The organism is Microvirga terrae, assembly GCF_013307435.2.
In the GTDB taxonomy this organism is placed as follows: Bacteria; Pseudomonadota; Alphaproteobacteria; order Rhizobiales; family Beijerinckiaceae; genus Microvirga; species Microvirga terrae.
The window spans coordinates 1,449,442-1,470,678 of sequence record NZ_CP102845.1 but is presented as its reverse complement, the minus strand read 5'-3'; the positions used below and the strand labels follow the sequence as shown (position 1 = coordinate 1,470,678).

At 65.3% G+C, this 21,237-nt stretch carries 23 protein-coding genes; 13 read left to right on the top strand and 10 right to left on the bottom strand.

The annotated features are described in order from the left end of the window. Nucleotides 1–52: 52 nt before the first annotated feature. Nucleotides 53–1,945, bottom strand: coding sequence for a DNA primase (gene dnaG / locus HPT29_RS06975; RefSeq protein WP_173947798.1), 1,893 nt, complete (start codon nucleotides 1,943–1,945; stop codon nucleotides 53–55). A gap of 224 nt (nucleotides 1,946–2,169) precedes the next feature. Between dnaG and HPT29_RS06970 the strand changes: the two genes are divergently transcribed. Next, nucleotides 2,170–2,508 carry a hypothetical protein gene (locus tag HPT29_RS06970; RefSeq protein WP_173947797.1) on the top strand — a complete coding sequence of 113 codons (339 nt, stop codon included), beginning with the start codon at nucleotides 2,170–2,172 and terminating at the stop codon, nucleotides 2,506–2,508. Between the two features lie 105 nt (nucleotides 2,509–2,613). Here the strand turns inward: HPT29_RS06970 and HPT29_RS06965 are convergent, their stop codons facing one another. Next, nucleotides 2,614–2,835 (bottom strand): hypothetical protein, encoded by a 222-nt coding sequence (locus tag HPT29_RS06965; protein ID WP_173947796.1) that lies wholly within the window; start codon nucleotides 2,833–2,835, stop codon nucleotides 2,614–2,616. Between the two features lie 156 nt (nucleotides 2,836–2,991). Between HPT29_RS06965 and HPT29_RS06960 the strand changes: the two genes are divergently transcribed. Then, nucleotides 2,992–3,396, top strand: a complete 405-nt coding sequence (locus tag HPT29_RS06960; RefSeq protein ID WP_173947795.1) for a VOC family protein — start codon at nucleotides 2,992–2,994, stop codon at nucleotides 3,394–3,396. Nucleotides 3,397–3,425: 29 nt separating this feature from the next. Here the strand turns inward: HPT29_RS06960 and HPT29_RS06955 are convergent, their stop codons facing one another. The 3 genes from HPT29_RS06955 to HPT29_RS06945 form a co-directional block, all read right to left on the bottom strand. Next, nucleotides 3,426–3,854, bottom strand: coding sequence for a low affinity iron permease family protein (locus HPT29_RS06955; RefSeq protein ID WP_173947794.1), 429 nt, complete (start codon nucleotides 3,852–3,854; stop codon nucleotides 3,426–3,428). A 75-nt stretch (nucleotides 3,855–3,929) separates the two neighbouring features. After that, on the bottom strand, nucleotides 3,930–4,553 hold the full coding sequence (locus HPT29_RS06950; protein ID WP_173947793.1) for a LysE family translocator: 624 nt from the start codon (nucleotides 4,551–4,553) through the stop codon (nucleotides 3,930–3,932). An 892-nt stretch (nucleotides 4,554–5,445) separates the two neighbouring features. After that, complete coding sequence (locus HPT29_RS06945) at nucleotides 5,446–5,904, bottom strand: GatB/YqeY domain-containing protein (protein WP_173945626.1); 459 nt, start codon at nucleotides 5,902–5,904, stop codon at nucleotides 5,446–5,448. A 142-nt stretch (nucleotides 5,905–6,046) separates the two neighbouring features. On the opposite strand from HPT29_RS06945, the gene carA reads away from it, so the two are divergent. From carA to HPT29_RS06930, 3 genes are all read left to right on the top strand, one after another. Then, on the top strand, nucleotides 6,047–7,258 hold the full coding sequence (gene carA / locus HPT29_RS06940) for a glutamine-hydrolyzing carbamoyl-phosphate synthase small subunit (RefSeq protein ID WP_173945627.1): 1,212 nt from the start codon (nucleotides 6,047–6,049) through the stop codon (nucleotides 7,256–7,258). 121 nt (nucleotides 7,259–7,379) lie between these two features. Continuing rightward, complete coding sequence (locus HPT29_RS06935) at nucleotides 7,380–7,754, top strand: hypothetical protein (RefSeq protein ID WP_173945628.1); 375 nt, start codon at nucleotides 7,380–7,382, stop codon at nucleotides 7,752–7,754. An 81-nt stretch (nucleotides 7,755–7,835) separates the two neighbouring features. Continuing rightward, a complete protein-coding gene (locus HPT29_RS06930) occupies nucleotides 7,836–8,384 on the top strand; it encodes a cupin domain-containing protein (RefSeq protein ID WP_173945629.1) in 549 nt (182 codons plus the stop codon). Nucleotides 8,385–8,448: 64 nt separating this feature from the next. On the opposite strand, the gene HPT29_RS06925 is transcribed toward HPT29_RS06930, so the two are convergent. After that, nucleotides 8,449–8,868, bottom strand: coding sequence for an organic hydroperoxide resistance protein (locus HPT29_RS06925; protein ID WP_173945630.1), 420 nt, complete (start codon nucleotides 8,866–8,868; stop codon nucleotides 8,449–8,451). 151 nt (nucleotides 8,869–9,019) lie between these two features. Between HPT29_RS06925 and HPT29_RS06920 the strand changes: the two genes are divergently transcribed. Together HPT29_RS06920 and HPT29_RS06915 are read left to right on the top strand one after the other, a co-directional pair. Beyond that, complete coding sequence (locus HPT29_RS06920; RefSeq protein ID WP_173945631.1) at nucleotides 9,020–9,481, top strand: MarR family winged helix-turn-helix transcriptional regulator; 462 nt, start codon at nucleotides 9,020–9,022, stop codon at nucleotides 9,479–9,481. Between the two features lie 23 nt (nucleotides 9,482–9,504). Then, entirely contained in the window at nucleotides 9,505–10,227 is a 723-nt protein-coding gene (locus HPT29_RS06915) for a class I SAM-dependent methyltransferase (protein WP_173945632.1), read from the top strand. Here the strand turns inward: HPT29_RS06915 and HPT29_RS06910 are convergent. Next, nucleotides 10,191–11,429: an MFS transporter gene (locus HPT29_RS06910; protein ID WP_371823142.1), complete on the bottom strand. Its 1,239-nt coding sequence runs from the start codon at nucleotides 11,427–11,429 to the stop codon at nucleotides 10,191–10,193. The genes HPT29_RS06915 and HPT29_RS06910 overlap by 37 nt on opposite strands. Nucleotides 11,430–11,650: 221 nt before the next feature. Here HPT29_RS06910 and HPT29_RS06905 point away from each other — a divergent pair, with 221 nt between their 5' ends. Next, nucleotides 11,651–12,526 (top strand): formate/nitrite transporter family protein, encoded by an 876-nt coding sequence (locus HPT29_RS06905; RefSeq protein WP_173945634.1) that lies wholly within the window; start codon nucleotides 11,651–11,653, stop codon nucleotides 12,524–12,526. A gap of 10 nt (nucleotides 12,527–12,536) precedes the next feature. Here HPT29_RS06905 and HPT29_RS06900 read toward each other — a convergent pair whose 3' ends face one another. Both HPT29_RS06900 and HPT29_RS06895 read right to left on the bottom strand, forming a co-directional pair. Then, nucleotides 12,537–12,932, bottom strand: a complete 396-nt coding sequence (locus HPT29_RS06900) for a GtrA family protein (protein WP_259060506.1) — start codon at nucleotides 12,930–12,932, stop codon at nucleotides 12,537–12,539. A gap of 31 nt (nucleotides 12,933–12,963) precedes the next feature. Then, nucleotides 12,964–13,755 carry an SDR family NAD(P)-dependent oxidoreductase gene (locus tag HPT29_RS06895; RefSeq protein ID WP_259060505.1) on the bottom strand — a complete coding sequence of 264 codons (792 nt, stop codon included), beginning with the start codon at nucleotides 13,753–13,755 and terminating at the stop codon, nucleotides 12,964–12,966. Between the two features lie 200 nt (nucleotides 13,756–13,955). On the opposite strand from HPT29_RS06895, the gene carB reads away from it, so the two are divergent. From carB to HPT29_RS06880, 3 genes are all read left to right on the top strand, one after another. Then, nucleotides 13,956–17,426, top strand: a complete 3,471-nt coding sequence (carB, locus tag HPT29_RS06890; RefSeq protein ID WP_173945636.1) for a carbamoyl-phosphate synthase large subunit — start codon at nucleotides 13,956–13,958, stop codon at nucleotides 17,424–17,426. Between the two features lie 106 nt (nucleotides 17,427–17,532). Next, nucleotides 17,533–18,009, top strand: coding sequence for a transcription elongation factor GreA (greA, locus tag HPT29_RS06885; protein WP_173945637.1), 477 nt, complete (start codon nucleotides 17,533–17,535; stop codon nucleotides 18,007–18,009). A 48-nt stretch (nucleotides 18,010–18,057) separates the two neighbouring features. Beyond that, entirely contained in the window at nucleotides 18,058–18,552 is a 495-nt protein-coding gene (locus tag HPT29_RS06880; RefSeq protein WP_173945638.1) for a hypothetical protein, read from the top strand. A 43-nt stretch (nucleotides 18,553–18,595) separates the two neighbouring features. Here HPT29_RS06880 and HPT29_RS06875 read toward each other — a convergent pair whose 3' ends face one another. After that, complete coding sequence (locus HPT29_RS06875) at nucleotides 18,596–19,081, bottom strand: Lrp/AsnC family transcriptional regulator (RefSeq protein ID WP_173945639.1); 486 nt, start codon at nucleotides 19,079–19,081, stop codon at nucleotides 18,596–18,598. A gap of 174 nt (nucleotides 19,082–19,255) precedes the next feature. Here HPT29_RS06875 and HPT29_RS06870 point away from each other — a divergent pair, with 174 nt between their 5' ends. Together HPT29_RS06870 and trxB are read left to right on the top strand one after the other, a co-directional pair. Then, nucleotides 19,256–20,269: a mitochondrial fission ELM1 family protein gene (locus tag HPT29_RS06870; protein ID WP_173945640.1), complete on the top strand. Its 1,014-nt coding sequence runs from the start codon at nucleotides 19,256–19,258 to the stop codon at nucleotides 20,267–20,269. Beyond that, nucleotides 20,269–21,231: a thioredoxin-disulfide reductase gene (gene trxB, locus HPT29_RS06865; RefSeq protein ID WP_173945641.1), complete on the top strand. Its 963-nt coding sequence runs from the start codon at nucleotides 20,269–20,271 to the stop codon at nucleotides 21,229–21,231. Before HPT29_RS06870 ends, trxB begins: the two co-directional genes overlap by 1 nt. Nucleotides 21,232–21,237 lie beyond the last annotated feature (6 nt).

The following is a 21,237-nucleotide window of genomic DNA, read 5'->3' as shown; positions in this document are numbered from 1 at the left end:
CGTCCAGAGAGCCGCAGCCGCCACGCCTGCCGCCCTCCCGTCGTGCGAGACATCAGTGGCCCCCGGGGAGCCCTCCGCTGTCGCTGTCGGCCTCGGCACCCTCGACGGAGGACAGCTGGTTCTGGACCTCTCGCAGCCAGGCGAGATTGGCCTCGTTGTCCTCTTCGGCAAGGGCGCGCTCGGCAGCCCGAAGTTCGCTATGTAACGTGCGTGCGCGGCGATGCAAGGTGATGGCTTGCCTCAATGCGTCCTCAAGCCGCAAGGGATCCGCATGTGGATCCAGCATCCACCGGTCACCGGGACGGACCAGAGCCGTCAGCCTGTCCTCCGCCTGCGCCAGTCCGGCCCGCTCCAGGCGGGCCTTCATGACGGCCGGATCGGCAGGTTCGCCGCTCGCCGCTCCATCGAGCAGGAGACTGCGCACCATTTGGGTGGACCGGCTCTCAAGTTCAAGATCTGCAAGGGTTTCTGCATGATTTTGAACGAGTTCCGGATGGATCAGGAAGGTGCAGAGGATCATCGCCTCCCGCGGACTTTCGGCGGCTCCCCCGGCAAAAAGCGGGCTCCGGGCGAGGAGCGGCGACACGCTCAGCCGGGCGCTCGGCGTCATGGGCTGGGGCTTCTGGAAGTCTCGCCGCCCGCCCCCGCCCTGGCGGTTGAACCGGGCCGGCCGGGGATCGGGATTCAAGGCCGCGAGGCGCCCCTGGATCTCCTCCCGGTAGTATTTCTTGAGCGTTTCGTCGCGAATCAGGGCGAGTGATTCGCGCAGGCGCCGGTCCATGGCGGCCCGGCGCTCGGGGGTGTCGAGAGGTCCGGCCTCCAGCTCCCGGGTCCAGAGCACGTCCACCAGCGGCCGGGCCGAGGCGAGCACGCGCTCCACGGCGGCGCTTCCACCAGCGCGGGCGAGGTCGTCCGGGTCCTGCCCTTCGGGCAGCATGGCGAAACGCAGGGACTTGCCCGGCATCAGGTTGGGCAGGGCGACGTCGAGCGCCCGGTAGGCCGCCCGCTGTCCGGCCTTGTCGCCGTCGAAGCAGAGGATCGGCTCCTCGGCGAGGCGCCAGAGCAGGGTGAGCTGGTCCTCGGTCAGGGCGGTGCCGAGCGGCGCGACCGCATGGGGAAAACCCGCCACGGAGAGCGAGATCACGTCCACGTAGCCTTCCACGGCGATCACCGTGCCGCGGTCATGGGCCGGCTGGCGGGCGAGATGGTAGTTGTAGAGGAGCCGCCCCTTGTTGAAGAGCGGCGTGTCGGGCGAGTTGAGGTACTTGGCCGGCACATCGGCGCTCATGGCGCGGCCGCCGAAGGCGATGACCCGGCCGCGCACGTCGCAGATCGGGAACATGACCCGGTCGCGGAACCGGTCGGCCGGGATCTTCCCCTCCTCGCCCGCATGGACAAGTCCTGCCTCCACCATCATCTCGACAAGCACCCCCTTGCCGGCGAGATGGTCGCGCAGAGCGTAGCGTTCGGACGGCGCGTAGCCGATCCGGAAGCGGGTTTGGGCCTCCCTGCTCAGGGCCCGGCCGGCGAGATAGTCCCGCGCCTTGGCGCCGGAGCGCCCCTGGAGCGCGGCCTCGAAGAACTCGGCCGCCAGTTCCATGACGTCGTGAAGGTTCTTGCGCTTGACCTCCTCCTGCCGGTCCTCCCGGGAGAGCTGGGGCAGCGGCACCCCGGCCTCGCCGGCAAGCCGCTCCACCGCCTCGGGGAATGACAACCCCTCGGTCTCCATGAGAAAGGTGAAGATGTCCCCGTGCTTGCCGGACGAGAAGCAATGATAGAACTGCTTCTGGTCGTTCACGTAGAAGGACGGCGTCTTCTCGGCGTTGAAGGGCGACAGACCTTTCCATTCCCGCCCGGCCTTCTTCAGGCGCACGCGCTTGCCCACGACCGCCGACGTCGGCAGCCGGGCGCGGATCTCTTCGAGAATTTGGGGCGGGTAGCGCACGAGGCGGAGGTCTCCAAACCTGCTCCATAAACTAGAGCGGTGGCGGCAAAGTTAAAAACCCAAAAGCCAAGCTTTTCTGTGCCCGCAATCCACAGGGATGGCTCCGATGTCCTGCCGCGGAACCTGGGCCATGAAAGCTTCCGGCGGAACCGCAGCGCGCGGCCGCGTTTGTCAGGATGGAAGCCATTTCCTGGCAAAGGATCTGGCAGGTATCGGATGAATCCATGCCGCTCACTCAGAACCCCATCGTCGAATGGCCGAAGGAATTTCAGCATCTTCTGACGGAAATCCAGATCGCGACCTGCGAGGAAGGCAAGCGCACCGGTCACGTCGACATCGACATCGATCCGGAAACCCTGTTCCTCCTCAATGACTTCGAAGCGCGGGTGCGGCACCGCCAGGTGCGGCTCCGATCGGAGGGCGGCGAGTGCCTCGTGGGCGAGATGAACACCCTCGTCGGCCTCGGGGCGGCGGCCGATCCGAACCATCATGCCGGCCGGGTCCGGATCAGCTTTCACGACCTCCTGGACGACGACTGCGTCGATCGCGGCCCGCCACGATAGGATCGTTCAGGAGTAGCTGATGGCGTCCTGTCCAGGCGGGACGGGATGACCACAAGCCGGGTCCATGCCGTTCGCGGCCGCCCTTCCCGGGGCCGTTCGAAGGGATCATCGGCCGTCGATAGCCTGGAGGATGTTCCGCCGGTGTGCATGCCAGGCCTCGAGGGTCTCCTCGAAGGTCCGGAGCAGCCTCTCGGCCATGATCGTATCCTGCCCATTCCGGGCCATCGTCTCGACGAGCTTCGTCTGATTGGCCACCCGTCGCCTGCCCTCGATGATGTGCCGATCCGCCAGGGCCAGATGGTTCCGTTCCTGTTGCAGATTGGTCATGAGGCGCCTCCTCGACCCTGCAGGCGGGAGCACACGTCTCTCTCGGCCACCAGCGCCTACGGGTTCGGATCGGCTGGTGATAGGTCGAGAATACACTTTCGTGGATGGCCCGGCCAGCGCATGTTCGAGCCCGTTCGGTCCAGGGAGCCAGGCTGCGTGACCCAGAGCATCGCCCACATCGCCCTCGTCGTCCGCGATTACGACGAGGCGATCGCCTTCTATGTCGGCAAGCTCGGGTTCGAGCTGGTCGAGGACACGGATCAGCCGGAGCAGGACAAGCGCTGGGTCGTGGTCCGGCCGCGGGGCCATGGCGGCACGTCGCTGCTCCTGGCCCGCGCCTCCTCGGCCCGGCAGGAGACCTTCATCGGCGACCAGGCTGGCGGCCGTGTCTTCCTGTTCCTGCAGACCGATGATTTTTGGCGCGATCAGGCCGCCCTGGCCGAGGCCGGGATCACGTTCGTCCGCGAGCCGAAGCATGCGCCCTACGGCATCGTGGCCGTGTTCGAGGACCTCTACGGCAATCTGTGGGATCTCGTTCAGTTCACCGACGGGCGTCCGTGACGGGCGCTCCGTCTCGGGCCTGGGTGGGCTCAGGCGCTGAGCCGCCCTGAGCCCTTGCGCTGCGCCCGTTTCGCACGCTCGGCCTTGGTCTTCTCCAGAGCCGCATGGCTTTGCCTCGCCATCTGCTCGCATTGCTCGTGAAGAGCCTCCAGCTCCCGGTCGGTCAGCTTCTCGATCCCCATGAACGTATCGTCCGCATTGGATGTCCGGATCAGCTCGTCGAGCTTGGTCTGGAGGGCGGCGCCGTCGCGGTTCTGCGTGTTCTGGATCAGGAAGACCATCAGGAAGGTCACGATGGTGGTTCCCGTGTTGATCACGAGCTGCCAGTCCTCCGAGAAACCGAAGAACGGGCCGGAGAACGCCCAGGCCAGCACGACGACGACGCAGACCAGGAACGTCGTCGGGCTTCCCGCAACGCGGGCCGTGGCATTGGCGAACCGGGCGAAGACTCTGTCCATTGCGCGTCCGGCAGGGTTTGTAGAAGGACAACGGCCGCGCTGCCTTTTCGTTCACCGGCAGGGCTTGGGCGCCTGTCAGCGGCTCGCCGTCGTCAGCGCCGCACCGATGCCCACGAAGGTCGCACCGGCCAGGCGGTTGAACCACCGTCCATGTCGGGTCAGCCACGGGGCGATCCGCTGGGCCATCACGGCGAGAAGAAGCTCGTAGACGATCTCGACGATCACGAACGTGCCGCCGAACAAGGCAAGCTGAACCGGGAAGGAAACGCCCGGGACCATGAATTGCGGCAGGAACGCCGCGAAGAAGATCAGCGCCTTCGGGTTCGACACGGCCACGAGGAAGCCCTGGTTGAACATCCAGAGCGGCCTGGCCCGGCGCGGCTCGGCGTCCGGCCGGGCGACATCGAGGACGGAGGCGGGCGAGCGCCAGATGCGCAGGCCGAGATAGACCAGGTAGGCGGCGCCGATCCACTTGGCGATCGTGAAGGCCCGCTCCGAGGCGGCAAGCAGCGCTCCCATGCCGGCGAGCGAGGCTGCGATCAGGACGAAGAACCCGAGCGCGCCGCCCAGCACCGTGTAGATCGTGGGCCGGAACCCGTAGCAGACGCCGTGCGTCAGCGACAGCAGGCCGTTCGGGCCGGGCGTCAGCGACAGGCCGATCGCGGCCATCAGATAGATCAGCCAGAGTTCAAGGGTCATGGGGCACCGATGCTCATTCGTGGGGTGCATCGTCGGATGCAGCCGCAGGCATCATGCTTAGCACGACGGATCGTCCATGCCCGAGCAGAATGTTGCTCCGGCCGCCCTCCCCGCGTCCACCTTCCCGCCGCCGTTCCGTCGCCCTCTGCTCGTGCTAGCCACCCTCCGCCTATGTCGGCCACCCACCCCAGCATGGCTCCCCACCGCCCGTCATTCCACCCACCACGTCACGGCCGCCCTCCGTCCGTCCTGACACCCACCCCGTCATGGCCGGGCCTGTCCCGGCCATCCCGCTGCGGTGAGGCGCGGCGCTTCCCGGATCGGGATCACCGGCACAAGGCCGGTGATGACGTGGGAGCGTCTGCGCAACGATGTGTTCTCACTTTGTTCTTGACAACCGGTGCAAGCTAAGCTATATCGTTGTTCAGATCGGTTCCTTCGAGGGGCGCGCTCGCGAGGCGTCGCAAGTGTGGGAGCCGGCACGGTCCTGCGACAGGCCTCGCACCCCTGGGCGCGCAGGAGGCCGACCTTGGGCTCCGTCCAGCTGGTCCACCTGAAAAGAACCGTGCGCGACGAGCAGCTTGGCTCTCGCTTATCACCTCAGACATCGAGCCGGGCTGCCACTCGCGCCACCCTCGATCATCCTGAAGGCTCGCAGCGCAAGCTGCGGGCCCACAGGTGCTGCTCTTTGACAGCGCACAGATCACAAACCCGCACCGCAGCGCGACGCTCCCCCGTCACCCGACCCTGCCCCGTCATGGCCGGCCCTGTGCCGGCCATCCCGATCCGGAAGAGCGCCGCACCTCAAGCAATCGAGATCACCGTGACAAGCCCGGTGATGACGGCGCAGAGCGTCAGGAGCCCCTATGCCCGTCAGGACAGGCGCCGCGCCTCACCCCTTCGGCAGCATGTCCTTCACGAGACCGCTCGCCTTGGCGAAGTCCATGCGGCCGGCGTATTTGGCGCGGAGAGACCCCACGACCTTGCCCATATCCTTCATGGAGGCGGCGCCGGTCTCCGCGATGGCGGCCTCAATGGCGGCCCTGGTTTCGGCCTCGTCCATCTGCTGGGGCAGATAGGAGGAGATCACCGCGACCTCGTTCCTCTCCTGATCGGCGAGCTCGGTGCGGCCGCCCTGCTCGTACATGGCGATCGATTCCTGACGCTGCTTCACCATCCTCTGCAGGAGGGCCAGGATCTCCTCGTCGGACAGGGGCTCCTTGCCGTTGCCGCGCGCCTCAATGTCCTTGTCCTTGAGGGCGGCCTGAATGAGCCGGATGGCGCCAAGCCGGCCCTTGTCGCCGGCCTTCATGGCTTCCTTCATCTCGGCGGTGAAACGTTCGCGCAGCATGGAGTTCTCCTTGGTTTTAAGACGCTTGAGCGTTGACGGAACGCGAACGGCCCCTTAAGTCACGGGGGTAGTTCAAGGACGGCCCGGGTACGGCCTGCTCAAGCACGGCCTGTTGGCCCCGGACTTACAAGAGATCATGACGATGCTGCAAGACAAAGACACCACCGGGTCCTCCTCGGGTGGCTGGGCCGAGCCGCGCGCGACTGCGGTTCTCGTGCTCCAGGACGGAACGGTTCTCGAAGGCTTCGGCATCGGGGCCGTCGGCGAAGCGACCGGCGAGGTCTGCTTCAACACCGCCATGACGGGCTACCAGGAGATCCTGACGGATCCGTCCTATGCCGGCCAGATCATCACCTTCACGTTTCCGCATATCGGCAACGTGGGCACCAACGAGGAAGACATCGAGAGCGTCAACGCCGCCTCGTCGTCGGGGGTGCGCGGCGTGGTGCTGGCGGCGACCATCACCGAGCCGTCCAACTGGCGCGCCTCCCGCGACCTCGATGCCTGGCTGAAAGCCCGCAGCATCGTCGGCCTCTCGGGCATCGATACCCGGGCGCTCACCGCGCTCATCCGCGACAGGGGCATGCCGAACGCGGTCATCGCCCACGATCCGGAGGGTCGGTTCGACCTCGACGCCCTGAAGGCCAGGGCCGCCGCCCTGCCCTCCATGGATGGCCAGGACCTGGTGCCTCTCGTGACCAGCGCCCAGCGCTACGACTGGGACGAGACCACCTGGACCCGCGGCGAGGGCTACGGCCACCAGGACGGCGAATTGAGGCACCACGTGGTCGCCATCGATTACGGGGTGAAGCGCAACATCCTGCGCCTTCTCGCCCGCGCGGGCTGCAAGGTCACGGTGGTGCCCGCGACCGCCTCGGCCGAGGACGTTCTGGCGCTCAAGCCCGACGGCGTATTCCTGTCCAACGGTCCCGGCGATCCGGCGGCCACCGGCGAATACGCCGTGCCGGTGATCCGCAAGGTGCTCGACGAGCAGATCCCGACCTTCGGCATCTGCCTCGGCCATCAGATGCTGAGCCTCGCCGTCGGCGCCAAGACCAAGAAGATGCACCAGGGCCACCATGGGGCGAACCATCCGGTGAAGGACAAGACCACCGGCAAGGTCGAGATCACCTCCATGAACCACGGCTTCGCCGTGGATCCGGAGACCCTGCCGCAGAACGCGGTCGAGACCCACGTGTCCCTGTTCGACGGCTCCAATTGCGGCATCTCGCTCACCGACCGCCCGGCCTTCTCGGTGCAGTACCACCCGGAAGCCTCGCCTGGTCCGCAGGACAGCCATTACCTGTTCGACCGGTTCGTCGAGCTGATGGAGCGGAAGAAGGCCCAGGCCTGACAGGATCATGAAAGCTGGCGCCGCGACAAACGCGTCCGTTGCGCCAGCAGCCCAAATCACGGTAACCGATCATTAACCATAACGACAAAATGATTCCGGGCCTTGTTTTGGGGGTGTTTCCATGGATTTCGATGACGATTCCGGCGAATTCAGCCGGCTGCACAACCTCTTCACGTTTCATCTCGGCATCGCCGTCACGCTGGCTTGGCTGACGTCGCTCTACGCCGCCCTCTACGCGCCCTGGGTGCGCAACATCCGTCCGCTGATCGATCCTGCCCATGCGGGCCCGGTCGAAAGCACTTGGTCGTATCTCTTCATTTTCCCCGTGGTGCTCACGACCGCCTGGCTGATCTCGATCTTCGGCCAGAACCTCTTCGCCCAGTTCCGCATCTTCAAGAACCAGATCGTCGAGTTCGCCATCGCGGCCGCCGTGGCGTTCGGAATGTTCTACCTGTCCATCGACCGTGCCGTCGCGGCCATGCTCATCGGCATGTGAGACCCGACGGGGATTTGCACGGCCTCGCTCGATCTTTCGCCTGAACCGCGCGTTCCCTCCCGGATTCGAAGGGAGAGAAGCATGGCTCAGGCGAAAGGATACGGCGATCCGCAGGGTTACAATACGCCGCTCGGCACGGAGACCTACGTGTTCCGCAGCAACGGCATCGTCCCGAATTCGTCCCTGCCGCTGATCGTTCGGCGCGGGGCGATTTCCCCCTCCGAGCACGACGCCGTCAGGACCTTCAAGACCACCTTCGCCAAGAACGGCTGGACCAACGCCTGGCTCGACGGCATCCACGACTACCATCACTACCACCCGAACACCCACGAGGTGCTGGGCGTCGTGTCCGGCTCGGCCCAGGTCCGCTTCGGCGGCGAGGACGGCGATCTCGTGGCCGTCAGCGCCGGCGACGTGGTGGTGATCCCGGCGGGCGTCGCCCATGCCTGCATCAATGCGAGCGACGATTTCTCCGTCGTAGGCGCCTATCCGGGTGGGGTCGATTATGACACCATCCGGGACGATCCCAACGCCCTCGCGGCGTCGCAGCAGCGCATCGCGCAGGTCCCCCTGCCGGATGCCGACCCGGTCGACGGACCTGACGGACCGCTCGTGAAGCTGTGGACCTGAACGCGAAAAGGCCCCCTGCCCCGAAAGGCAGGAGGCCCTTGCCCCTACGGCTTATCGTTATGTATTAGACCGACAGCGTGACCTGCACGTTGCCGCGGATCGCGTGCGAATACGGGCAGACCACGTCGGCCTTGTGCACAAGATCGGTCGCCTGCTCTTGGGTCAGGCCCGGCAGGTTCGCCTTCAGCTCGACCACTAGGCCGAAGCCTGCCCCGTCGTCGCGCTTGCCGATCCCGACCTTGGCCTCGATCGAAGCGTCAGATGGCAGAGCGACCTTGTTCTGCGAGGCGACGAATTTCAGCGCGCCGAGGAAGCAGGCCGAGTAGCCGGCCGCGAAAAGCTGCTCCGGGTTCGTCCCCTCACCGCCCCCGCCGCCGAGTTCCTTCGGGGTGGACAGGCGAACCTCCAGCCGTCCGTCATCGGATGCGGCAACGCCTTCGCGGCCGCCGCGGGCTGAAGCATAGGCAGTGTAGAGAGGGGTCATCGGAACGCTCCTTGAGGCGTCAGGCCCTGTGGCCTGATCGGTTATTCGACCGCATACGATCTAATTGCGTGCGATCTAAATCTGTCTATACGATCGAAATGAATTGTGTGCAACCGAAATTTTCCATAGGGTGTCCGAAGTGGAGGCGAGGATGACGAAGAAGCCTGAGATGCTAGCGCTCGACAATCAGCTCTGTTTTGCCTTCTATTCCGTGTCGCACGCTTTCAGCCGCGCCTATCGCCGGTTCCTCGACCCGCTCGGCCTAACCTACCCGCAATATGTCGTCCTGCTGGTGCTCTGGGAGCAGGATGATCTCACGGTCAAGGAGATCGGCGACCGGCTGTTTCTCGACTCCGGCACCCTCACCCCGCTGCTCAAGCGTCTCGAGAGTGCGGGGCACATCCGGCGCACCCGCGACAGCAAGGACGAGCGGCAGGTCAGAATTTCCCTCACCGAGACCGGCCGCTCCCTGCGGGAGAAGGCGGAGGAGATCCCCAAACAGGTCGGCTGCGTGCTTGGCCTATCCTTCGACGAGGTCCGCACGCTCACCCAGGAGGTTGCGAAACTGCGCGGCAGGCTCCATGACTCGGCGGCAGTTTCGGCGAAGTCCTGAGCCGAGGGGAGATGTCTATTCCAATGAACTGGCGCGACTACTGGAACCAGGACACGCCGATCTATGCGAGCGAGCGGCACAAGCTTCTGCACTACCGCCTGATCGCCGACGACATCATCGGCCTCGTCCCGTCTCCCGAAGCCACCGTGCTGGACTACGGCTGCGGCGAGGCGCTATTCGCCGACAAGGTGGCGGCCAAATGCGGCCGGCTCTATCTGAGCGATGCCGCACCGCTTGTTCGGGAACGTCTGAACGGGCGCTTTAGCGACAACAGGCAGATCACCGTCCTGTCGACCGACCACGTGACCGAGCTTCCGGACGCTTCGCTCGACCTGATCGTGGTGAATTCGCTCGTTCAGTATCTCTCCCTCGACGAGTTTCGCAGCCTCCTGAGGCTCATGCACGGGAAATTGCGAGCCGACGGCACGTTGATCCTGGGCGACGTCATACCGCCGGACATCAGCCCGATCACCGACGCGAAAGCTCTGCTCTCCTTCGCCTGGCGGGGCGGCTTCCTGCGATCGGCCGTTGCCAGCCTCGCCCGCACCGCCTTTTCGGAGTATCGCACGATCCGCGAGGAGATCGGCTTGGCGCAGTACAGCGACGAGGAGATCATCGACCTCCTCGAGGATGCCGGGTTTGTGCCGGAACGGTTCCAACGGAACCTTGGGCACAACCAGGCCCGCATGACCTATCTGGCAAGGCCGGCTCAGGCCCGCGAGACGGACGACCTCACGGAGCGCTGATCGCTTATCAGTGACAGGCCGAACACGCCGAGCCCGGCCATAGCCAGGACCGCGCCGACCCAGCCGGTCGAGGCAAAGCCGTAGCCGGCCGCGATCGCAAGACCGCCAAGCCAGGCGCCGAGCGCATTGGCGATGTTGAAGGCCGAGTGATTGAGGGCCGCCGCGAGGGTCTGGGCGTCTGCCGCCACGTCCATCAGGCGGGTCTGGAGTGCGGGCCCGATGGCGACGCTGCAGCCGACGAGGAAGACGCAGGCCGAGAGCAGGTAAGGGTTCTCGGCCGTCAGCCAGAGAACGGTCATCACCACGGCGCTGGAGGCCAGCACGCCCCCGATGGTCGCCATCAGGTTCCGGTCTGCGAACCAGGCCCCGACGAGATTGCCGACGATCATGCCGGAGCCGAACAGGGCCATCATGACCGGAACGGCGTTGTCGGGCATCCCGGCGACCTCCGTGGCCGTGGAGGCGATGTAGGAGAAGACGGAGAACAGGCCGCCGAAGCCCACGGCGCCGATTCCGAGAGTGAACCAGACCTGCTTGCGCCGGAAGGCCCCGAGCTCCCGCATCGGGCTCGCTCCCTCCTGAACCCTGTCCTTCGGCAGGAAGAGCCAGATCAGCAGCACCGTCAGCGCCCCCATGAAGCCGACGGCCCCAAAGGCGATCCGCCAGGTCAGGATCTGCCCGAACCAGGTGGCCACCGGGGTTCCGAGCAGGGTCGCGACCGTGAGCCCCATCATGACGCGGGCTACAGCCTGAGTGCGCTTGTTCGGCGGAACCAGGGAGGCTGCCACGAGGGCGGCCACGCCGAAATAGGCGCCATGCGGCAGGCCCGTGAGAAAGCGCAGGAGCACGAAGGACTCGAAGCTCGGCGCAAGAGCGCTGACCGCGTTGCCGACGGCGAAGATCGCCATCATAAGGAGGAGCAGTGTCTGGCGCGCCAGCTTTGCCGCCATCACGGCGATGATGGGCGCTCCCACGACGACCCCGAGCGCATATGCGCTGATCGCGTAGCCGGCCTCCGGTGTCGTGACGTTGAATTCCTGGGCGACGTTGGGCAGCAATCCCATGATGGCGAACTCGCCCGTTCCGATGCCGAAGCTGCCGACTGCGAGCGCCAGCTCGATCAGCGCAACGGCCAAGCGGGAGCGCGGGACGGCGGGAGCCTTATTCGTCGGCACAACGCCGGCGTTCTCAACAATGGCCATGTCGGACATGGAGCCCCCAAGCTGCTCAAGTCATTTATTGGATCGGAAACGCCGAGACAGCCGTCGGCAACTCTGCGGTCCGTCATATTGCAATGCAAAAAAGATTCGGGGAGAGGCAGGGACGCAGGTCAGGAATGCGCTGCGGGATGATCCCGCTCGGGAACCCGGAACAAGCATCGGGTGAGCGCCTTATCAGCAGACCCGAACCGCAAGGCAGCCTCATGACCGACGCCTCACCGGACAGGCCCGCTGAACCGAAGCAACGTGACAGCTTCAACCCCGCCGAAAAAACCCCGGACTTGTCCTCCAAGGAAAGAAAGACCATCGAGGCCCAGAGCCGGCCGAACGCGGCGCTCATCCACGAGACGATCCGGGCCGAAGGCGAAAGCGAGCTCGACCGAACCGCATCGGCGCTCCTCCTCTCCGGACTGGCCGCCGGCCTGTCCATGGGGTTTTCCCTGACGGTAGAAGGATTGCTGCACGCGCATCTGCCGGACGCATCCTGGAAACCCCTGGTGAGCAGCTTCGGCTACACGATCGGCTTCCTGATCGTCGTGCTCGGCCGTCAGCAGCTCTTCACCGAGAATACCCTCACGCCCATCCTGCCCCTCCTGCACAACCGGGACGGACGCACGCTGCTGCGGGTGGTCAAGCTGTGGGCCATCGTTCTGGTGGCCAACATCGTGGCGACCTGGATCTTCGCGGCTGTCATTGCGCATACCTCCCTCTTCGCGCCTGAGGTCAAGCAGGCTTTCGGGGAGATCAGCCACAAGGTCGTGGCCTCGCCCTTCGGAACCACCGTGCTGAAGGCCATCTTCGCTGGCTGGCTTATCGCCCTGATGGTCTGGCTTCTGCCGGGAGCCGATTCCGCACGCCTTCTTGTGATCCTCATCATCACCTACGTGGTGGCCATCGGCGGCTTCTCGCACCTGATCGCGGGATCGGTCGACGGGTTCTACCTGGTGGAAACGGGTCAGGCCACGTGGACGGAATACGTCGTGCGCTTCTTCCTGCCGACCCTCGTCGGCAATGTTCTGGGCGGCGTGGCTCTCGTGGCCGCGCTCAATTTCGGGCAGGTCGTTCCCGAACTCCAATAGCGGTGGTTTCTCATGCGAATGTCCACCTTTTGTGCGCCAGGAAGCTCCAGAGCATCACGACGCCCGTGGTGATGACCTGGGACGGGAGATACGGTCCGCCGAGCCACACTGTGAAAGCGTGCATGAGAAACCAGGTCACGAGAAATCCAACGAAGGCCACCAGGGCAAAGCGCCACGTGGCCTCCCGGTGGGGCCGGTCGCTCTCGTAAGTATGCTTGCGGTTGAGCAGGTAGGACACGAGCCCTCCCGCCACATATCCGGCGAGCGTCGCAGGAACGGGGTGGGCTGCTCCTCCTTCGACCAGGGCGATGAGAAGGCCGTAATGAGCCACGGCAGCCGCAAGGCCCACTCCGAAGAAGGCGGTGAACTGACGGATCAGGCGCTGAAGGGGGCGAGAGGTGATCACGCCCCCTCGATAGCTGCTTCCCATGAGCCCGTCACCTCATCCCCTGCAGAAGTCCGGCGATCCTGCGCGAGAGAAAGCGCGGGGCGAACTTCGCCCCGATCGCACCGACCCGGTTCCGGGCCCCGGCCACAACGATCGCTCGCCTGGCCTCATAGCCGTCCACTCCGATGCGCGCGACATCCGCCGAGGACATGACCCCCGATCGGAAGAGGCGCGAATCCTTCAGGCCCGCCGTGTCGGAGAATTCGCTCTCGGTCGGCCCCGGACAGAGGGCCGTGACCGTGACTCCATGGAGCCTGGCTTCGTCGTGTAGGGCTTCGGAGAGAGACAGGACGAAGGCTTTCGTCGCGTAATAAACCGCCATGTAGGGCCCGGCCTGGAAGGCCGCGAGGGACGCGACGTTCAGGATGCCTCCCCGCCGTCGCTCGATCATTCCCGGCAGCATGAGACGGCTGAGAGAGGTGAGCGCCATGACGTTGAGGTCGATCATGGCGAGCTGCTTCTCGTGCGGAAGGGACGCGAAGTAACCGCGCAGCCCAAAGCCGGCGTTGTTGACCAGGGTATGGACCGCTATTCCCCGCTCCCGAAGCATCTCATGGAGATCCTGCGGCGCCTCCCGGTCCTCGAGATCGATCGCCAGGATCTCGACCGGCACGTCATGGGTCCGGCGGATCTCCGCGGCCAGCACTTCCAGCCGCTCGTGCCGCCGGGCCGCCAGGACGAGGGAATATTCCCGCCCCGCAAAGACGCGCGCCAGATCCGCACCGATCCCGCTGGATGCTCCCGTGATCAGCGTCCAGCGCGGCTCTTCCATCGTGGCCATCTTTTCCCACCTTCCCCTTGCCGCGGCATCCGATGGACCATAGCGCATAGGCATTGGCTGTCGAAATCATGGCTCGGCCCTTTGAATTTGCTCAAGGTGCGTGTAAGAGCCTCTCTCAACCTACAATCCGATCACATCCCGGCTGCGCTTGAAGCGCCGTAGCATTACGGCCGCGCGGCTGGACACGCCTGGGTGGCCCAATGCCAAAGCGGACAGACATCTCCTCCATCCTCATCGTCGGCGCCGGACCGATCATCATCGGCCAGGCCGTGGAGTTCGATTACTCGGGCACCCAGGCCGTGAAGGCCCTGAAGGAGGAAGGCTACCGCATCATCCTGGTGAACTCGAATCCCGCGACGATCATGACCGATCCCGATCTCGCGGACGCCACCTATGTGGAGCCGATCACTCCCGAGATCGTGGCCAAGATCATCGAGAAGGAGCGCCCCGACGCAATCCTGCCGACCATGGGCGGCCAGACGGCCTTGAATTGTGCCCTGTCGCTCAAGAAAATGGGCGTTCTCGACCGCTTCAACGTGGAGATGATCGGCGCGACGGCGGAGGCCATCGACAAGGCCGAGGACCGGCAGCTCTTCCGCGAGGCCATGACCAAGATCGGCCTCGACACCCCGAAATCGCGCCTTGCCAACGCGTCGGCCCTCAAGAAGGCCGACCGGGACGCCTACCTGGCCGAACTCGCCCGCATGGAAGCCCTCGACATTCACCCGGGCGACAAGAAGCGGATGATCGCCGCCTACAAGCTCAAGTGGGATGCCGCCGAGAACGAGCGGCGCAAGCGTTACCAGGAGCACGCCATGGGCGAGGCTCTGCTGGCTTTGGCAGAGGTGGGTCTTCCGGCCATCCTCCGCCCGTCCTTCACCATGGGCGGGACCGGCGGCGGCATCGCGTACAACCGCGAGGAGTTCCTCGACATCGTCGAGCGGGGCCTCGACGCCTCGCCGACCAACGAGGTGCTGATCGAGGAGAGCGTGCTCGGCTGGAAGGAGTACGAGATGGAGGTCGTCCGCGACAGGGCGGACAACTGCATCATCATCTGCTCCATCGAGAACTTCGACCCGATGGGGGTGCATACGGGCGACTCGATCACAGTGGCGCCGGCGCTCACGCTCACCGACAAGGAATACCAGATCATGCGCGACGCCTCCTTGGCGGTCCTGCGCGAGATCGGCGTCGAGACCGGCGGATCGAACGTGCAGTTCGCGATCAACCCGGAAAACGGGCGCATGATCGTGATCGAGATGAACCCGCGCGTGTCGCGCTCCTCGGCACTGGCCTCGAAAGCCACGGGCTTCCCCATCGCCAAGGTGGCGGCGAAGCTCGCCGTCGGCTACACCCTCGACGAGATCGCCAACGACATCACGGGGGGCGCGACGCCCGCCTCCTTCGAGCCGACCATCGACTACGTGGTCACCAAGATCCCCCGCTTCGCCTTCGAGAAGTTCCCCGGCGCCGAGCCCACCCTCACCACGGCGATGAAGTCGGTCGGCGAGGCCATGGCGATCGGCCGCTCCTTCCCGGAATCGCTTCAGAAGGCCCTGCGCTCCCTCGAAACCGGGCTCACCGGCCTCGACGAGATCGAGATCGAAGGTCTCGGCAAAGGCGACGACAAGAATGCCATCAAGGCCGCCATCGGTACGCCGACCCCGGACCGGATCCTCAAGGTGGTTCAGGCCCTGCGCCTCGGCGTCAGCCATGACGAGGTCTATGCCTCCTGCAAGATAGACCCCTGGTTCCTGGAGCAGCTTCAGGGCATCGTCGACATGGAAGCGAAGGTCAAAGCGCATGGTCTGCCGCAGACCGCCGGCGCCTTCCGCCAGCTGAAGGCTCTTGGCTTCTCGGACGCACGCCTGGCGGTGCTCGCCCACAAGACCGAGGCCGAGGTGCGCGAGTTGCGCCGCTCGCTCTCCGTCCGACCGGTCTACAAGCGGATCGACACCTGCGCGGCCGAGTTCGCCTCGCCGACCGCTTACATGTATTCGACCTATGCGGCGCCCTTCGCCGGGGCGCCTGTGGACGAATCCAACCCGTCCGACGCCAAGAAGGTCATCATCCTGGGCGGCGGACCGAACCGCATCGGCCAGGGCATCGAGTTCGATTATTGCTGCTGTCATGCCTGCTTCGCGCTCAAAGATGCGGGCTATGAGACCATCATGATCAACTGCAACCCGGAGACGGTCTCGACCGACTACGACACCTCCGACCGGCTCTATTTCGAGCCGCTGACGCAGGAGGATGTGCTGGAGATCATCGAAACCGAGCGTTCCAAGGGCACGCTCCACGGCGTCATCGTGCAGTTCGGCGGCCAGACGCCGCTCAAGCTCGCTCGTGCCCTCGAGGAGGCCGACGTGCCGATCCTCGGCACCTCGCCGGATGCCATCGATCTCGCCGAGGATCGCGACCGGTTCAAGCGCCTGCTCGACAAGCTCCACCTGAAGCAGCCGAAGAACGGCATCGCCTATTCGGTGGAGCAGGCCCGGCTGATCGCCGCCGATCTGGGCCTCCCCTTCGTGGTGCGGCCCTCCTACGTGCTCGGCGGCCGGGCCATGGCCATCATCCGCGACGAGGCTCAGTTCGAGGATTACCTGCTTGGCACCCTGCCGAGCCTGATCCCCTCGGACATCAAGGCCCGTTACCCCAACGACAAGACTGGCCAGATCAACACGGTGCTGGGCAAGAACCCCCTGCTCTTCGACCGCTATCTCTCGGATGCCGTGGAAGTGGACGTCGACTGCCTCTGCGATGGGAAGGACAGCTTCATCGCGGGAATCATGGAGCATATCGAGGAGGCGGGCATCCACTCGGGCGATTCGGCTTGCTCCCTGCCGCCGCGCTCCTTGTCTCCGGAGATCATCGCCGAGCTGGAGCGCCAGACGAAGGCCCTTGCCCTGGCTCTTGAAGTCGGCGGTCTGATGAACGTCCAGTACGCCATCAAGGACGGCACGATCTACGTGCTGGAGGTCAATCCCCGGGCCTCACGGACGGTCCCGTTCGTGGCCAAGGTCATCGGCGAGCCCATCGCCAAGATCGCCGCTCGGATCATGGCAGGAGAAAGCCTGGCGAAGTTCGGCCTGACCCCGAAGGTGCTGCCGCATATCGGCGTCAAGGAAGCCGTCTTCCCCTTCAACCGCTTCCCGGGGGTCGACGTGCTGCTCGGACCGGAAATGCGCTCGACCGGCGAGGTCATCGGCTTGGATCGCGGCTTCGGCGTAGCCTTCGCCAAGAGCCAGCTCGGCGCCGGCAGCCAGTTGCCCAAGACCGGCACCCTGTTCGTGTCCGTGCGCGACTCGGATAAGGAACGGATCCTGCCGGCGGTGCGGATGCTGGAGGAGGTCGGATTCCAGATCCTGGCGACCGCCGGGACCCAGAAGTACCTCGAAACCCAGGGCGTCAAAGCCCGGCGGATCAACAAGGTGCTGGAAGGCCGCCCGCACGTGGTCGACGCCATGAAGAACGGCGACATCCAACTCGTCTTCAATACCACCGAAGGAGCGGGCGCTCTCTCGGATTCCCGTTCACTACGACAAGCTGCCCTCTTGCATAAGATACCTTACTACACCACTCTTGCAGGAGCGGTCGCCGCGGCCGAGGGCATCAAGGCATACCTCAGCGGCGATCTGGAAGTCCGGGCGCTTCAGGAATACTTTGCCTGAGGCATCCGGCCTCACATTGGAACTGCGAAGCTTCTGGTAAGTTTTCGTTGACATGCGAGGGCGCTGGCAACAGCGGCCTCGTACCTCTTTTTGGACGAGACACACGATGGACAAGGTCCCTCTGACGATCAAGGGTTTTGCGGCGCTCGAGGAAGAACTCAAGCAACGGCAGCAGGTTGAACGCCCCCGGATCATCCAGGCGATCGCGGAAGCCCGCGCGCTTGGCGACCTGTCGGAAAACGCCGAATACCATGCCGCCAAGGAAGCCCAATCCCTCAACGAAGGCCGGATCCTTGAGCTCGAAAGCCTGATCTCCCGCGCCGAAGTCATCGATATCGCCAAACTGTCCGGCGATCGCATCAAGTTCGGCGCGACGGTGAAGCTCGTCGACGAAGACACCGAGGAAGAGAAAACCTACCAGATCGTCGGTGAGCCCGAGGCGGATGTCCGCTCGGGGCGGGTCTCGGTCGCCTCTCCGATCGCCCGCGCGCTGATGGGCAAGACCATCGGCGATACCGTCGAGGTCTCGACCCCCGGCGGCGGCAAGTCCTATGAGGTCGTCGGCGTCCAGTTCGGCGCCTGACAACGGAAAAAGGGGGCACGAACGATGAGAAATCCCATGATGTCCCCCATGTCCCGTCGCACCCTCCTGAACGCGTTCGCCTGGGCCGGCCTAGCCGGCGCAGGTCTTGCCGTGCCGGCTCGGGCCCAGAGCTTCCCGCAGGCCTTCTCGTCCTTCTCGGTCGATGTGAGCGCCCTGAAGGACAAGGGCCTGGGTCCCTTCGCCGATCTCGTGGGCGCGGCCGCCCTCGACGAGTTGCGGCGCTCCTTCGCCGATCGGGTCGATCCTCGCGGCCCCCGTCTCGTCCTTCGCCTGACGAGCGTCACCATGACGGCCTTCCCGGACAACAGCAGCGGATACAAAGGCCGAGGCGGCGGGGGCAACAGCGGGCACGATGCCCTGGAGGGCGAGGCCCTGGCCATCGGCCGCCGGGGCGAAGTTCTGGCAGGCCACCCCATGCTGGCCGTGCTCGACGTCAACACGAGCCCCCTCACGCCGAACGAGCAGGGCCGCGCCGTCGCGGTGGCTCAGCATTACGTGCGCTGGCTCAGGCGGCAGATCTGACCGCAGAGGCGGCCGAGGCCTCTTGCCCGGGTGACCGCCGGGGCTAGCCCTCGGCTTCGGCCACGTCCTCGATCGGCACCAGGGGCTCGTCCTTGATGAGGTCGAGGGTCAGGGCGGTTCGGACGTTGCGCACGTTCGGCAGGGAGGTGAGCTCCGACACGAGGCCCTGGAACGATGAAAGGTTCGGAGCCACGCATTTCATGATGAAGTCGATATCGCCCGACAGGGTCCAGCACTCGCGGACCATGGACCAGTCCTTCACCCGCTGCTGGAATTCCTGCAGCTCCTTCTTACCCTGGATGTCGAGTTGCACCATGGCGAAGCAAACGATCTCGAAGCCGAGATTCTTCGGGTCGAGGATGGCTCGGTAGGCCTTGATGATTCCGGCGCTTTCCAGCGCCCGCACCCGGCGCAGGCACGGCGGAGCCGACAGCCCGACCCGGCGGGCGAGCTCCACATTGGTGATGCTGCCGTCGGCCTGCAGTTCCTTCAGAATGGCCCAGTCGATGGAATCGAGGCGTCCGCGCACGGTAACTCCGCTCATGCATGACAAGGCCGTGGGAACTGATCGGTCAGCCTCGTCATGCGGCATCAGGTCAAAAAATCTCGTCTTGGCTGACTAGACCGTATAAGGGTTCCGCACAAGGAGGACGGGCGATTAAGTCGCAACGAACTTCATGAACTCCACAGGCTCGTTGATCGAATGTTGCGCACGGATACCGGCCTTATCACCTGGGCGCTGACCGACGGCAAGGCCGGGGACGAGCTGCAGGTCCTGAGCATTACCGACGCGCTCGGCTTGACGCCCGAAATCCGCCGCGTCCGGCCGAAGGCGCCCTTCAGCTGGTTCATGCCCTGGGGGCCCATCGATCCGCGGGAGCGTCCGGGCTCTCCTCACAGCCCCCTAGCTCCACCATTCCCCGACCTCGTCATCGCGTCCGGTCGTCGCGCCGTCGCCTATCTGCGCCACCTGAAGAAAGCCACGGGCGGGCGGGCATACACGGTATTCCTGAAGGACCCCCGTACGGGACCGACGGCCGCCGACTTCATCTGGTCTCCGACCTATGACCGTCTGCGCGGCCCGAACGTCCTCAATACCCTGACCCCGCCCCACCGGGTGTCCGCCCGACGGCTCGAGGAGGCGCGGGCCCGGCCCGATCCTCGCCTGTCTGTCCTCCCCGGCCCACGCATTGCCGTGTTGGCGGGCGGCAACAGCCGCCATCACCGGTTCTCGGACGAGGATGTCGCCCGCTTCGTCGGGCACCTGAGCGCGGTCGCCAGAACCGGGGCCGGTCTCATGGTCACGGTGTCGCGCCGCACGCCGCCCGCCTTGAGGCAGGCTCTGACGGCTCTCACGGCGGAACAGGGCGGATTCCTGTGGGAGGGCACGGGGGACAATCCCTATGTGGACCTCCTCGCCCTGGCCGACTACATCGTGGCGACGGCGGATTCCTTCAACATGATGGGCGAGGCGGCCGTGACCGGCAGGCCAATCCTGGTCTTCGAACCCTCGGGGGGACACCCGAAACTGGATGTTTACTTGCAGGCCCTTAAGGACCATGGAGTTGTGCATCCGTTCGAGGGCCGTCTTGAAGGACAGCCCTATGAACCCCTAAATTCAACACCCAAGGTCGCGGAGGCCATAGCCGAGGGCTTGAGCCGCCACCGCCGCGCTCTCGGCCTGCCGGATATCGCCCTGTCACTGGAGACCCCCTGATGGCTCATTCTCACGCCAAGCTCATCATCATCGGCTCGGGACCGGCCGGCTACACGGCAGCGATCTATGCGGCCCGCGCCCTGCTCGAGCCCGTGATGATCTCCGGTTTCCAGCCCGGCGGGCAGCTCATGATCACCACGGACGTGGAGAACTACCCGGGCTTCGCCGACGTGATCCAGGGCCCCTGGCTCATGGAGCAGATGCGCATGCAGGCAGAGCATGTGGGAACCCACATGATCTCCGACCACATCACCAAGGTGGATCTGAAGCAGCGTCCCTTCCGGCTGGAGGGCGATTCCGGCGCGACCTATACCTGCGATGCGCTGATCGTCGCGACGGGCGCCCAGGCCAAATGGCTGGGCCTTCCCTCGGAGGGCCAGTTCCAGGGCTTCGGCGTGTCGGCCTGCGCCACCTGCGACGGCTTCTTCTATCGGGCTAAGGAGGTCGTGGTGGTGGGCGGCGGCAACACCGCCGTCGAGGAGGCGCTCTACCTCGCAAACCTCGCGTCCAAGGTCACGCTCGTTCATCGCCGGGATAGCCTGCGCGCCGAGCGCATCCTGCAGGATCGCCTGTTCAAGCACCCCAAGATCGAGGTGATCTGGAACTCGGCCGTCGAGGAGATCTGCGGCAGCGAGAACCCCTCCTCCGTCACGCATGTGCGGCTGAAGAACATGGTTTCGGGCGAAACCTCCGACTTCAGGACCGATGGCGTCTTCATCGCCATCGGCCACAAGCCGTCGACCGAGCTGTTCACCGGCCAGCTGGACATGAAGTCCGGCGGCTACCTGCTGACGAAACCCGGCTCGACCGAGACGAACGTCCCGGGCGTGTTCGCGGCCGGCGACGTGACGGATGACATCTACCGGCAGGCGGTCACCTCGGCAGGCATGGGCTGCATGGCGGCGTTGGACGCCGAGCGCTATCTCGCGGCGCTCGAAGCCACCCAGGAAGCTGCCGAATAAAGTTTA

What these genes read in the sequence shown, in the direction of transcription:
- HPT29_RS06970 (WP_173947797.1), top strand. Translation starts at nt 2,170, where the DNA reads ATGCCGCTCACTCAGAACCCCATCGTCGAATGGCCGAAGGAATTTCAG.
- HPT29_RS06965 (WP_173947796.1), bottom strand. Translation starts at nt 2,835, where the DNA reads ATGACCAATCTGCAACAGGAACGGAACCATCTGGCCCTGGCGGATCGG.
- HPT29_RS06955 (WP_173947794.1), bottom strand. Translation starts at nt 3,854, where the DNA reads ATGGACAGAGTCTTCGCCCGGTTCGCCAATGCCACGGCCCGCGTTGCG.
- HPT29_RS06950 (WP_173947793.1), bottom strand. Translation starts at nt 4,553, where the DNA reads ATGACCCTTGAACTCTGGCTGATCTATCTGATGGCCGCGATCGGCCTG.
- HPT29_RS06945 (WP_173945626.1), bottom strand. Translation starts at nt 5,904, where the DNA reads ATGCTGCGCGAACGTTTCACCGCCGAGATGAAGGAAGCCATGAAGGCC.
- carA (WP_173945627.1), top strand. Translation starts at nt 6,047, where the DNA reads ATGCTGCAAGACAAAGACACCACCGGGTCCTCCTCGGGTGGCTGGGCC.
- HPT29_RS06935 (WP_173945628.1), top strand. Translation starts at nt 7,380, where the DNA reads ATGGATTTCGATGACGATTCCGGCGAATTCAGCCGGCTGCACAACCTC.
- HPT29_RS06930 (WP_173945629.1), top strand. Translation starts at nt 7,836, where the DNA reads ATGGCTCAGGCGAAAGGATACGGCGATCCGCAGGGTTACAATACGCCG.
- HPT29_RS06925 (WP_173945630.1), bottom strand. Translation starts at nt 8,868, where the DNA reads ATGACCCCTCTCTACACTGCCTATGCTTCAGCCCGCGGCGGCCGCGAA.
- HPT29_RS06920 (WP_173945631.1), top strand. Translation starts at nt 9,020, where the DNA reads ATGACGAAGAAGCCTGAGATGCTAGCGCTCGACAATCAGCTCTGTTTT.
- HPT29_RS06915 (WP_173945632.1), top strand. Translation starts at nt 9,505, where the DNA reads ATGAACTGGCGCGACTACTGGAACCAGGACACGCCGATCTATGCGAGC.
- HPT29_RS06910 (WP_371823142.1), bottom strand. Translation starts at nt 11,429, where the DNA reads ATGGCCATTGTTGAGAACGCCGGCGTTGTGCCGACGAATAAGGCTCCC.
- HPT29_RS06905 (WP_173945634.1), top strand. Translation starts at nt 11,651, where the DNA reads ATGACCGACGCCTCACCGGACAGGCCCGCTGAACCGAAGCAACGTGAC.
- HPT29_RS06895 (WP_259060505.1), bottom strand. Translation starts at nt 13,755, where the DNA reads ATGGCCACGATGGAAGAGCCGCGCTGGACGCTGATCACGGGAGCATCC.
- carB (WP_173945636.1), top strand. Translation starts at nt 13,956, where the DNA reads ATGCCAAAGCGGACAGACATCTCCTCCATCCTCATCGTCGGCGCCGGA.
- greA (WP_173945637.1), top strand. Translation starts at nt 17,533, where the DNA reads ATGGACAAGGTCCCTCTGACGATCAAGGGTTTTGCGGCGCTCGAGGAA.
- HPT29_RS06880 (WP_173945638.1), top strand. Translation starts at nt 18,058, where the DNA reads ATGTCCCGTCGCACCCTCCTGAACGCGTTCGCCTGGGCCGGCCTAGCC.
- HPT29_RS06870 (WP_173945640.1), top strand. Translation starts at nt 19,256, where the DNA reads ATGTTGCGCACGGATACCGGCCTTATCACCTGGGCGCTGACCGACGGC.
- trxB (WP_173945641.1), top strand. Translation starts at nt 20,269, where the DNA reads ATGGCTCATTCTCACGCCAAGCTCATCATCATCGGCTCGGGACCGGCC.